Source organism: Pseudomonas sp. MMS21 TM103 (genome assembly GCF_022132145.1).
Taxonomy (GTDB): domain Bacteria; phylum Pseudomonadota; class Gammaproteobacteria; order Pseudomonadales; family Pseudomonadaceae; genus Aquipseudomonas.
In genome coordinates this window covers 28221-39668 of record NZ_JAJISP010000007.1, presented here as the reverse complement: position 1 = coordinate 39668, position 11448 = coordinate 28221, and the positions used below count along the sequence as shown (strand labels likewise).

Genomic DNA, 11448 nt, shown 5'->3' with positions numbered 1-11448 from the left:
ATCCCCGCTCCGACTACTCGGCCCTTCCTTGCCCGCGCACGATCCCCGCGCCAGGACCTGCAGATGAACCGAACCTCCAGCGGACCGACCTTGCCCATCGACGAGGCCGCGCGGCTCGCCGAACTCCAGCAATACCAGTTGCTCGACACGCCCGCCGAGGAGGCCTTCGACGACCTCACCCAGCTCGCCGCGCAACTCTGCGACACGCCCATCGCCCTGATCTCGCTGATCGACGAGCAGCGCCAGTGGTTCAAGAGCAAGGTCGGCCTGGACGCCTGCGAAACGCCGCGCGAGCAGGCTTTCTGCGCCCATGCGATCCTCGCCAAGCAATTGTTCGAAATCCCCGATGCTCGACAAGACCCGCGCTTCGCTGACAACCCGCTGGTCACCGAGGCGCCGCATATCCGCTTCTACGCCGGCATCCCGCTGACCACCAGTAGCGGACACAACCTCGGCACCCTTTGCGTGATTGACCGCCTGCCACGTCAATTGACTGAACCGCAGCGCGAGGGCCTGCACCGCCTCGGCCGCCAGGTCGAGCGCCAGTGCGAGCTGCGCCTGAACCTGCGCCGGAATGCCGAGCAGTCGGCGCTGCAGCGCGCCATCCTCGCCAGCGCCGGCAGTGCGATCATTACCACCCTGCCCTCGGGCGAGATCAGCAGCGTCAACCCGGCCGCCGAACACTTGCTCGGCTATGGCCGAAAGCACCTGCTCGGCCGCCCATTTGCCAGCACCCTGCTCGATCCTTGGCAGCTGGCGTGCCGCGCCGAAGCGCTCGGCCAGGAAGGCGAGCAATCCATCAACGTGGACTTCTCCGTGCTGACCACACATGCCGCGCGCGGCCAGGACAAGCCGCACGAATGGACCTTCGTGCGCCAGGATGGCAGCCAACTGCCGGCCTTGCTATCAGTCTCGGCGGTGCGCGACGAGGACGGCGCCCTGCGCGGTTTCGTCGCCATCGCCCAGGACCTCAGCCTGCGCGATCAGGCCCTGCAGCGCCTGCAGCAGATCGCCGCGCAATTACCCGGCATGGTGTTCCAGGCGCTACTGCCCGAGCGCGGCACGGTACGCTTTCCCTACGCCAGCGAAGGCATAGTGGACATCTACGGGCTGACCCCAGCCGATGTCCTCGAGCATAGCAAGGCGGTATTCGCGGTCATCCATGAGGACGATCGCGCCGGCGTTGCCGATGCCATACGCGACTCGGCCAGAGCGCTGGACCTGTGGCACCAGGAATACCGCGTACGCCATCCCAGCAAGGGGCTGATCTGGGTCGAAGGCAAAGCCACTCCCCAGCGCCAGGCCGATGGCTCGGTGATCTGGCACGGAGTGATCAGCGACATCAGCGCTCGCAAGCACCAGGAACAGGAGCTGGAACAGCAGCAGGAGATGAACCGGCGCCTGCTCGAGGCACTCGCCGAGGGGGTAATCGCCTGCGATGCCCAGGGCCAATTAACCCTGTTCAACGATACCGCCCGGCAATGGCATGGCACCGATGTCAGCCTGCTCGCACCCGAGCAATGGGGCGACTACTACGACCTGTTCGAGGCCGACGGCTTGACTCCGCTGGTCAGCGCCAGGATCCCCCTGCTGCAAGCCCTGCGGGGCGAGCGGGTGCGCGACGCGGAAATCAGCATAGTCGCCAAGGGCCAGGCGCCCCGCTTCGTCACCGCCAATGCCGACCCGCTGTATGCCCCCGATGGCCGCCAACTCGGCGCCGTCGTGGTGTTGCATGACATCACCGAGCGCAAACGTATTGAACGCATGCAGCGCGAGTTCGTCTCCACGGTCAGCCATGAACTGCGCACCCCGCTGACCTCGATCTCCGGCTCGCTCGGCCTGATCCAGGGCGGTGCGCTCGGCGAACTGCCGGAGAGCATGCGCAAGATGATCGATATCGCCCATCACAACAGCCTGCGCCTGAGCCATCTGATCAACGACCTGCTGGACATGGACAAGCTGGTGGCCGGCCAGATGAACTTCAAGCTGAACAGCCTGCAACTAGACGCCCAGCTCGACGAGAGCCTGGCGAGCAACCAGGCCTATGCCGACCAGCATGGCGTGCACCTGGTGCAGGAGCGGGGGCCGGCACTCAAGGTGCGGGCCGATGCCATGCGCGTGCAGCAGGTGCTGGCCAACTTCCTCTCCAACGCCATCAAGTTTTCCCCGCGCGGCGCCCAAGTGCGCCTGAGCAGTGAACTGCGCGAGCAACGCCTGCGGGTCAGCGTCAGCGACCAGGGCCCCGGGATTCCAGCGGCATTCCGCGAGCGGATGTTCCAGAAATTCGCCCAGGCCGACGCCACCGACAGCCGCCAGAAAGGCGGCACCGGACTGGGCCTGGCGATCAGCAAGGAGCTGATCGAACGCATGGGCGGGCGCATCGGCTTCGACTCGACCGAGGGCCAGGGTGCGACCTTCTGGTTCGAACTGCCGCTGCTGGATGCCATGAACCTGGCGAGCGACGACCAAGATGCCCAGCGACCCAGCTTGCTGGTGGTCGAGGATGAAGCCGATATCGCCCAGCTACTGCAGCAGTTCCTCAGCCACGCCGGCTACCGGGTGATGCAGGCGAGCAGCCTGGAACAGGCCCGAACCCTGCTGGCCGAGCACCACTTTGCCGCCGTCACCCTGGATCTGCACCTGCCGGACGGCATCGGCCTGCAATTGATCCGCGAACTGCGCAACGATCCGAGCACCTCGGAGCTGCCGGTGCTGGTGATTTCCGCCGCCGGCGACGAGGGTCGCCTGAGCCTGAATGGCAGCTTCCAGGCCATCGACTGGCTGGACAAGCCGATCGACCAGCACAGCCTGCTGGCCCGTCTACGCCAGGCTTTGCACGGGCTGCCGGAAAAACCCCGGGTGCTGCATATCGAGGACGATGCCGACTTGCGTCAGGTGATTGCCGAACAGGGCCGCACGCTGGCCGATTTCGTCTCCGCCAGCAGCCTCACCGAGGCCCGCCAGCTGTTGAACCAAGACAGCTACGACCTGATTTTGCTGGACCTCGGCCTGCCCGACGGCAACGGCCTGGAACTGCTCGAAGAACTCCACCAACACCATTCAGGAGTGCCCGTGGTGGTACTCTCCGCACACGATCTGCCTGCGGAGTACCTCGGCCAGGTCGGGGCCACCTTGGCCAAATCGCGCACCAGTGCGCAACACTTTTTGCAGCTGCTAGCCCGCCTGCTGCCCACCAAGGAGAATCGGCATGCCTGAACTGACCCGCATCCTGCACGTGGAGGACGACCCGTCGATCCAGGCCGTGGCCAAGGTCGCGCTGGAGGCCGTTGGCGGCTTTCGGGTGCTCAGCTGCTCGTCTGGCCAGGAAGCGCTGGACCAGATCCAGGGTTTCGCGCCGGATTTCATCTTGCTGGATGTGATGATGCCCGGCATGGATGGTCCGCAAACTTTGATCAAGCTCAGTGAGCTGGTGGACATCGGGCTGATCCCGGTGGCCTTCATGACGGCCAAGGTGCAGCCGGCTGAGATCGAGCACTACCACAGCCTGGGTGCCCGCGACGTGATCATCAAACCCTTCGACCCGATGCAACTGGCCGCCCAGGTCCGGCAAATATGGAGCCGTGTGCATGGCTGAACAATCCAGCCCGACCAGCGAACTGCAGCACCAGCTGCAACTGCTCAGCGAAAAGTTCGCCGAGCGTCTGGCCCAGGAATTGCCCGAACTGGCCAGCCAGGCCAGACTGCTGCAAGCCGCCGACCACGAGGCGCAACTGCAGCAACTGCGCAGCCTGCGCGATCAGCTGCACAAGCTGGCGGGCGCGGCCGGCACCTTCGGCTTCGCCAGCATCGGCCAACGCGCCCATGAGCTCGAACAACAGGCCATGCACGGGCTGGAAAGCCTGGGCCTGAAGGATCAGGACCTGCAGGCGTTCATCCGTCAGTTGCAGCAATTCGCCGCGCAAGGCGTGCAGAGCGAGCCGGCGCGAAAAAGCCCCGTGCGGCCGAAATTGTCGCCAACGGCCGAGCCGCACCCGCGCTGCATCTACATCCTCGAGGACGAGACCAGCATCGGCGAGAACATGCGCCTGACCCTGGGCAACTTCGGCTACCACGCCGAGCACTTCAACCGTATCGCCGATTTCGACGCGGCGCTGCAACGGCGCCTGCCGGATGCGCTGATCATCGATGTCAACCTGGGCGATGCCGCGCAAACCGGCCTGGCGTATGCCGCCGCCCTGCAACAGCGCCTGGAACAACCACTGCCGCTGTTGGTGATTACCACCCAGAACGACTTCGCCACCCACCTAGAAGCGGTACGGGTCGGCGCCATGGGTTACTTCACCAAGCCGGTCGACATCCCCCAGCTGGAAAACCGCCTGGAGCGCTGTTTCGCCCAACAGCAGGGCGAGCCCTACCGGGTGTTGATCGTGGATGACGACCATGACCTGGCCAGCCGCTACAGCCTGATCCTGCGTAGCGCCAACATGCTGGTGGAAGTGCTCGAAACCCCGTCGCGCATCTTCGAGACCATGAGCCGTTTCAACCCGGAGGTGGTGCTGCTCGACGTCAACATGCCGGACTGCACCGGACCCGAACTGGCGCAGATCATCCGTTTCAACGACGACTGGCTGCGGGTCCCGATCATCTACCTGTCGGCCGAGACCGATATCACCCGGCAAATGAATGCCTTGATCAAGGCCGGCGACGACTTCGTCACCAAACCCATCGGCGACAACGCCCTGGTCACCACTGTGTTCTCCCGGGCCCAGCGCGCCCGCCTGCTGAGCATCGCCCTGTCACGCGACAGCCTGACCGGCTTGCTCAAGCATGCCGACATCAAGGAGCAGGTCGGTATCGAGCTGGAACGCGCGCAACGCAGCGGCAAACCGGCCAGCGTGGCGATGCTCGACATCGACTTCTTCAAGAAGGTCAATGACAGCTATGGTCATGTCGCCGGCGACAATGTGATTCGCGCCCTGGCCAACCTGCTGCGCCAGCGCCTGCGCCGGGTCGATAGCCTGGGCCGCTATGGCGGCGAAGAATTTCTCGTGGTGCTGCCCGACTGCCCGGCCGATCAGGCCCTGCGGATTCTCGATGAGATTCGCCAGCGCTTTGCCGAACTGCACTTCATCGCCGACGGCAGCGAGTTCTCGGTCACCCTGAGCGCCGGTATCGCCTCGACCGAGCAAGACGCACAGGATGCCGGCGAACTGCTGGAGCGCGCCGACCGCGCCCTGTATGCGGCCAAGCACGGTGGCCGCAACCAGGTCAGTCAATCCTGACCGAACACCAGCGCCTGCCCAGGCGCTGGTCCCTGCCCTTTGGCCTGGCCCATTGCCCGCATCGACGCCCGATTGCCCACGGGTAGCTGGCCCGCATCTGGGCCAGGGCTTGGCCGCGTGAAATAAATAGTGTATTTTTTCATGAAATTTATTTATCTAATTTCATGAGGCGCGCCGTGTTCAAACAATCCGCCCAGCATGTCGCCAGTTTCTACGCCCGCACCTATTCCGGCCCGATTGCCTTGCGGCCAACCCTGCAGGACCGCCTGAGCTGCGACGTACTGATCATCGGCGCCGGCTTCAGCGGCCTGCACACGGCATTACGCCTGGCCCTGGCCGGCAAGCGGGTGATCCTGCTGGAAGCCAGCCGGGTGGCCTGGGCTGCCTCCGGGCGCAATGGTGGCCAGGCCTTGCTCGGCTGGTCCTGCGACATGCCGCCGCTGGAACAGGCCCTCGGCCTGGAGCGCACCCGCCGCCTGTGGGACAGCATGCGCTGGGCCGCCGCGGAGCTGCGCGAACTGCCCGGGCGGCATGGCTTCGACGTCGATTACCGGGTCGGCAGCCTGTGGACCGCGGTACAGCAGCGGCGCATCGCGCAGCTGCAGGAGGCGCAGCACGACGCCGTGGAGAAATGGGGCTACCCACACCTGCGCTTCATCGAGGGCGAGGAACTGCCCGAGTGGATCGCCAGCCCACGCTACCTGGCCGCACTCTACGATCCCGAGGCCGCCCACCTCAACCCGCTGAAACTGGCCCAGGGCCTGGCCAGCGCCATCGAGCAGGCCGGCGGACAGATCTTCGAACAGAGCCAGGTGCTGGGTTACCACGCAACCAGCGCCGGCTTTGTCGCCCGCACCGAGCAGGGCGAAGTCGCCAGCGATGTGCTGGTGCTGGCCTGCAACGCCTACATCGATGGGCTGGATCCTCAGCTGGCCAGCCGGTTGTTGCCGGTCGGTTCCTACCAGGTCGCCACCGCGCCGCTCGATCCAGCACTGGCACGCTCGCTGCTGCCGCGCAACAGCTGCGTGATCGACAACCAGTTCGTCCCCGATTATTTCCGCCTGACCCCGGACCAGCGCCTGTTGTTCGGTGGCGGCTGCACTTACCTGGGCGGCATCCCCAAGGACGTGGCCGCCGCCACCCGGCCCTATCTGGAGCGGGTATTCCCGCAGCTGCGCGGGGTCGAGCTGGAATTCGCCTGGGGCGGGCACATTGACGTCAGCATGAAGCGCACCCCCGACATCGGCCGGCAGGGTCAGCGCTACTGGCTGCAGGGGTTCTCCGGCCACGGCGTGCTGCCGACCCTGGCCGGCGCCCGCGCCGTGAGCGATGCGATCCTCGGCAACCACGAACTGCTGGCGTTGTACCAGGCCATCAACAACCCGCGCTTCCCCGGCGGCGCGCTGCTCGCCGCGCCACTGGAGGCAATGGGCAAGGCCTGGTACCGGCTGCGCGATATGCTCTGAAGCCGTTGCCGGAAACCACTAAGAGTTTTCCGCCAACGGCCGCTCAGCCACCCGACAACCGCCTCAGAGGAACTCACCATGGACATGCACGACGAAATCGAAGGCCTGGCGATCCTGATTCGCGACCTGCGCAAGCACAAGAACCTCACCCTCGGCGAACTGGCCGAGCGCATCGGCCGTTCGGTGGGTTTCCTCTCCCAGGTCGAGCGCGGCCTGTCGCGACCGACCGTGGCTGACCTCACCGCGATCAGCGAAACCCTGGGGGTGCCTACCACTTATTTCTACAGCCTGAGCAAGCCGCGGGCGCTGCCCTGGGTGACCCGCCCCGGCGAGCGGCGCACCCTGTATTACGCCGGCGGCATCACCGATGTACTGGCGTCCCCGAGCATGTCGGCCGGTTTCTCCATGCTCGAAAGCCACCTTGCGCCAGGCGCCAGCAGCGGCGAAGGACACCTGGACGACAGCTCCGAACAGGGTGGCTTCGTCCTCGAAGGCGAGTTGAGCATCTGGCTGGGCGACGACCCGCAAGCCGTGACCCTGGGTCCCAACGACAGCTTCCAGCTACCGCCACATAGCCAGTTTCGCTACGCCAACCTCACCGACCAACCCACTCGCGTGCTTTGGGTGTTCAAATAACCCTGGCCCGCAGGATCCTCGTCATGACCACCACCACTAGCTTCCCCGACCTCCTCAGCGAAGTCCGCGCCTTCCGCGCCCAGCACCCCGAGGTGCGCTACGTCGACCTGATCAGCCTGGACATTCCCGGGCATTTCTATGGCAAGCGCTACCCCGTCGAGATGCTGGAAAAGGTCGCCGCCGGCAGCCCGCTGAAGATCCCGCAAAACTGCGTACTGCTTGGCGCCCAGGGCGGCCTGTACCCGATCGGCGACTACTGCTTCAACGACGGCGACCCGGATGCGCCGCGCCGGCTGATTCCCGGCACGCTCAAGCCGGTACGCTGGGAGAACCAGCCGCTGGGGCAGATGCTGATCAGCTCCGATGGCACCGCGGCGCCCATCGAATTCGAGCCGCGCGAGGTGCTGAGCCAAGTGCTTGAGCGCCTGGCCAGGCGCGGCATCCGCCCGGTGGTGGCCTTCGAGCTGGAGTTCTACCTGTTCGACCGCGCCCTCAAGGATGGCCTGCCGCAGTTCCCGCGCGACCCGCTGTGCGGCGATGCCGACGACCAGCCGAACATGCACATCGAGCGCCTGTCGCGCTTCTCCGACGTACTGCATGAGATCGTCGAGGCCGCCAACGAGCAGGGCGTGGACGCCAACGTGATCACCGCCGAACTCGGCCCCGGCCAGTTCGAGATCAACTTCGGTCACTGCGACGACGGCTTGCGCGCCGCCGACTGGGCCGCCCTGTTCTGCCGCAGCACCCGTGGCGTGGCGCTCAAGCACGGCCATCGCGCCAGCTTCATGAGCAAGCCCTATCTGCAGGCGCCAGGCAGCGGCATGCATGTGCATGTCAGCCTGTACGACGCCGCCGGCAACAACCTGCTGGCGGCCGACGAACAACGCCCACTGCGCCACGCCGTGGCCGGCTGCCTGGAACTGCTGCCGCACTGCATGCCGATCTTCGCCGCCAACCACAACGCCTACCGCCGCTATGGCGCCATGGTCAACGCCGCCAGCCGCGCCAGCTGGGGTTATGAAGACCGCGACGCGTGCATCCGCATACCCGAATCGGACGGCAAGAACCTGCGCATCGAACACCGCCTGGCGGGCGCCGACGCCAACCCCTACCTGGTGCTGGCGGCCATCCTCAGCGGCATGGAGCACGGCCTGGATGCCCAGCGCGAGCCGATCGCCCCGCTCAACCAGGATCGCCAGAGCGGCATCGACTTCCCCCAGGACATGCTCAGCGCCGTGGCGGCGATGCGCGACCACCCCGTGGTCAACCAGGGCCTGGGCAGCGAATTCGTCATGGTCTACTGCGAGAACAAGCGCCAGGATCATCTGGCCTTCATGCATGAATTGAGCGCACGGGAGTACCGCTGGTTTCTCTGAGGCGCGCGCCAGCAGCCGGCTAGATTGAAAGGCTCTGGGTGGGCTGGCCGGCGGCCTGCCAGCCCGCATAGCCATCGATCAGGTAGCGCGCATCCAGCCCCATGATCTGCAGCATGGCGGCAATGCCCTGACTGATTTCATGGCCTTGGGCACAGAACAGGATGACCGGGCGATCCCGCGGAATCTGATCTTTCCAGCTCAACACGGCTTGCGGCTCGAGCCACTGCGCACCGGCGATGGTCGCGGCATCCGCCAGGCGGGCAGAGGCGCGGCGCACATCCAGCAAGGTGAACTGCCGACCGGCCGCTTGCCATTCCGCCAGTTCGCACAGCGAAATTCGGTTCATCGCGTACCTCCTCTCATGCCAGCGCCATATGCACCAGCAATCCCAGCAGCGCGCAGGCACCGATCACCTCGATCACCCCGCGCTTGAACCTGAACAGCGCCAGCGCCGCAAGCAGGGCGATCGCCGCCGAGGGCCAGTCGAAGGCACCGGCGAAGCCCTGTGGCCAGAGCACGTGGTAGCCGAAGAACAGCGCCAGGTTGAGGATCACCCCCACCACCGCAGCGGTGATACCGGTCAGCGGCGCGGTGAACTTCAACTCGCCGTGGGTCGACTCCACCAACGGCCCGCCGGCGAGAATGAACAGGAACGACGGCAGGAAGGTGAACCAGGTGACCAGGGTCGCCGCCAGGGCGCCGGCGATAAACACCTGCTCGGGGCCGAACACCTGCTGCACATAGGCGCCGACGAAAGCGACGAAGGCCACCACCATGATCAGCGGTCCCGGCGTGGTTTCACCCAGCGCCAGGCCATCGATCATCTGGGTTGGCGTCAACCAGGCGTAATGGCCGATGGCGCCCTGGTAGACGTAGGGTAGCACCGCATAGGCGCCGCCAAAGGTGAGCAGCGCGGCCTTGGTGAAGAACCAGCCCATCTGGGTCAGGGTGCCCTCCCAGCCGTACAGCCAGGTCAGCAGGCCCATGGGCAGCAGCCAGAGCAGCGCACCAGCGGCGCCGATCAGGGCCAGCCGCGAAGCGCGAAAACGCGCATGGGCGGGTGTCGGGGTGTGGTCGTCGATCAGCGCCGGGCCGAAGGATTTATCCGTCGCCCCATGGCCGCCGCCGATAGTGAATTGGTCCGGCAACAGGCGCCCGCCGAGATAGCCCAGCAGCGCCGCGCCGAGCACGATCAGCGGGAAGGGCACGTTGAGGGCGAAAATGGCGACGAAGGACGCCGCGGCGATGCCCCACAGCCAGTTGTTCTTCAGCGCCCGCGAACCGATGCGCCAGGCGGCCTGCATGACGATGGCGGTGACCGCCGGCTTGATCCCGTAGAAGATCCCTGCCACCAGCGGCACGTCACCGAAGGCGATATACACCCACGACAGGCCGATCAGGATAAACAGCGACGGCAGCACGAACAGCCCCCCGGCAATCACCCCGCCCCAGGTGCGGTGCATCAGCCAGCCGATGTAGGTGGCCAGCTGCTGGGCCTCCGGGCCGGGCAGCAGCATGCAGTAGTTCAGCGCATGCAGAAAACGCCGCTCGGACAGCCAGCGGCGCTTCTCGACCAGCTCCTGGTGCATGATCGCAATCTGCCCGGCCGGTCCACCGAAGCTGATCAGGCCGAGCTTGAGCCAGAACAGTAGGGCCTCGGACAGGCTGACGGCGGGCGGGGTGTCGTGCTCGGCTGGCGGCGTAGGCATCGGCGGCGAATCCACTCGGGTTGAACGGCTGCAACACTATAACGCGCACCACCGAAGGACTGATGGTGCCCAGCAAGACAATCCAAACAGCGGGCTGATTTACCCATCCAGCGCCGTGCCGATGCTCGCCCGCAAGCGGTTGTGCTCACGACCCCCATCAGCTCGCGCTTGCGGCACAGGCCAAGACCGTAAACCGGCAGATGGGTTTTAATAGCGCTCTGCTTTTGTCCAAGGTTTGCCCCAATGCCCCTGACTGCCGACGAACTTGCCCGGATCAGCGCCCTCACCCTGCAGCATTATCAGCAGTGCGCCGAAGACTTCCGCGAGGGCACCCGCGATCACGATGTCAGCCAGAACATCGCCGCCCTGCTCGGCGCTATCCGGGCCGAGGCGCCCTACCGGATCCTCGATTTCGGCTGCGGCCCGGGCCGCGATCTGCGCACCTTCAGCGCCCTCGGCCACACGGCCATCGGCCTGGACGGTTGCCCGCGCTTCGTCGAGATGGCCCGCGCCGACAGCGGCTGCGAGGTCTGGCTGCAGGACTTCCTCGCCCTCGACCTGCCCGCTGCGCAGTTCGACGGCATCTTCGCCAACGCCGTGCTGTTTCATATCCCCAGCCAGGCACTGCCGCGGGTGCTGGGTCAGCTGCATGCCGCGCTCAAGCCGGGCGGTGTGCTGCTCAGTTCCAACCCGCGCGGGGAGAACCAGGAAGGCTGGAACGGCGACCGCTACGGCGCCTACTACGACCTGGCCAACTGGCGAATCCTGCTCGGCAGCGCCGGTTTCGTTGAGCTGCAGCACTACTACCGGCCACCCGGCTTGCCGCGCGCGCAACAGCCCTGGCTGGCCAGCGTCTGGCGCCGCGGCTGAACAGCACTCCAGCCCGCTGCTCGCGCCACCTTCGCTCAAGCCAGCGCCAGTCGTTGCCGGACAGTCGCGGCGCGGGCAATGGCAGGTCAAGGAGCGCTGCGCCTGTGGTCCAGTGACGCCCAGCGCTATATTTCTCTGTATATAGCGC

Annotated in this window: 9 protein-coding genes; 7 read left to right on the top strand and 2 right to left on the bottom strand. The window is 65.9% G+C overall.

Going from position 1 to position 11448, the window contains the following annotated elements; all coding sequences use genetic code 11:
* Nucleotides 1-63: 63 nt before the first annotated feature.
* From LJY18_RS18980 to LJY18_RS18955, 6 genes are all read left to right on the top strand, one after another.
* Complete coding sequence (locus LJY18_RS18980) at nucleotides 64-3216, top strand: response regulator (RefSeq protein WP_238043459.1); 3153 nt, start codon at nucleotides 64-66, stop codon at nucleotides 3214-3216.
* Nucleotides 3209-3595, top strand: a complete 387-nt coding sequence (locus tag LJY18_RS18975) for a response regulator (protein WP_238043457.1) — start codon at nucleotides 3209-3211, stop codon at nucleotides 3593-3595. The genes LJY18_RS18980 and LJY18_RS18975 overlap by 8 nt, the downstream gene beginning before the upstream one ends.
* Nucleotides 3588-5243, top strand: coding sequence for a diguanylate cyclase (locus LJY18_RS18970; RefSeq protein ID WP_238043456.1), 1656 nt, complete (start codon nucleotides 3588-3590; stop codon nucleotides 5241-5243). Before LJY18_RS18975 ends, LJY18_RS18970 begins: the two co-directional genes overlap by 8 nt.
* Nucleotides 5244-5419: 176 nt before the next feature.
* Nucleotides 5420-6709 carry an NAD(P)/FAD-dependent oxidoreductase gene (locus tag LJY18_RS18965; protein ID WP_238043455.1) on the top strand — a complete coding sequence of 430 codons (1290 nt, stop codon included), beginning with the start codon at nucleotides 5420-5422 and terminating at the stop codon, nucleotides 6707-6709.
* Nucleotides 6710-6787: 78 nt separating this feature from the next.
* On the top strand, nucleotides 6788-7345 hold the full coding sequence (locus LJY18_RS18960; protein WP_238043454.1) for a helix-turn-helix domain-containing protein: 558 nt from the start codon (nucleotides 6788-6790) through the stop codon (nucleotides 7343-7345).
* Nucleotides 7346-7368: 23 nt separating this feature from the next.
* Complete coding sequence (locus LJY18_RS18955) at nucleotides 7369-8721, top strand: glutamine synthetase family protein (protein ID WP_238043453.1); 1353 nt, start codon at nucleotides 7369-7371, stop codon at nucleotides 8719-8721.
* A 19-nt stretch (nucleotides 8722-8740) separates the two neighbouring features.
* Here LJY18_RS18955 and LJY18_RS18950 read toward each other — a convergent pair whose 3' ends face one another.
* Together LJY18_RS18950 and chrA are read right to left on the bottom strand one after the other, a co-directional pair.
* On the bottom strand, nucleotides 8741-9067 hold the full coding sequence (locus LJY18_RS18950) for a rhodanese-like domain-containing protein (protein WP_238043452.1): 327 nt from the start codon (nucleotides 9065-9067) through the stop codon (nucleotides 8741-8743).
* A gap of 13 nt (nucleotides 9068-9080) precedes the next feature.
* Complete coding sequence (chrA, locus tag LJY18_RS18945) at nucleotides 9081-10430, bottom strand: chromate efflux transporter (protein WP_238043451.1); 1350 nt, start codon at nucleotides 10428-10430, stop codon at nucleotides 9081-9083.
* A gap of 243 nt (nucleotides 10431-10673) precedes the next feature.
* Here chrA and LJY18_RS18940 point away from each other — a divergent pair, with 243 nt between their 5' ends.
* Entirely contained in the window at nucleotides 10674-11300 is a 627-nt protein-coding gene (locus LJY18_RS18940; RefSeq protein WP_238043450.1) for a class I SAM-dependent methyltransferase, read from the top strand.
* The last annotated feature ends 148 nt before the right edge of the window (nucleotides 11301-11448 follow it).

What these genes read in the sequence shown, in the direction of transcription:
- LJY18_RS18970 (WP_238043456.1), top strand. Translation starts at nt 3,588, where the DNA reads ATGGCTGAACAATCCAGCCCGACCAGCGAACTGCAGCACCAGCTGCAA.
- LJY18_RS18950 (WP_238043452.1), bottom strand. Translation starts at nt 9,067, where the DNA reads ATGAACCGAATTTCGCTGTGCGAACTGGCGGAATGGCAAGCGGCCGGT.
- LJY18_RS18975 (WP_238043457.1), top strand. Translation starts at nt 3,209, where the DNA reads ATGCCTGAACTGACCCGCATCCTGCACGTGGAGGACGACCCGTCGATC.
- LJY18_RS18955 (WP_238043453.1), top strand. Translation starts at nt 7,369, where the DNA reads ATGACCACCACCACTAGCTTCCCCGACCTCCTCAGCGAAGTCCGCGCC.
- chrA (WP_238043451.1), bottom strand. Translation starts at nt 10,430, where the DNA reads ATGCCTACGCCGCCAGCCGAGCACGACACCCCGCCCGCCGTCAGCCTG.
- LJY18_RS18940 (WP_238043450.1), top strand. Translation starts at nt 10,674, where the DNA reads ATGCCCCTGACTGCCGACGAACTTGCCCGGATCAGCGCCCTCACCCTG.
- LJY18_RS18980 (WP_238043459.1), top strand. Translation starts at nt 64, where the DNA reads ATGAACCGAACCTCCAGCGGACCGACCTTGCCCATCGACGAGGCCGCG.
- LJY18_RS18960 (WP_238043454.1), top strand. Translation starts at nt 6,788, where the DNA reads ATGGACATGCACGACGAAATCGAAGGCCTGGCGATCCTGATTCGCGAC.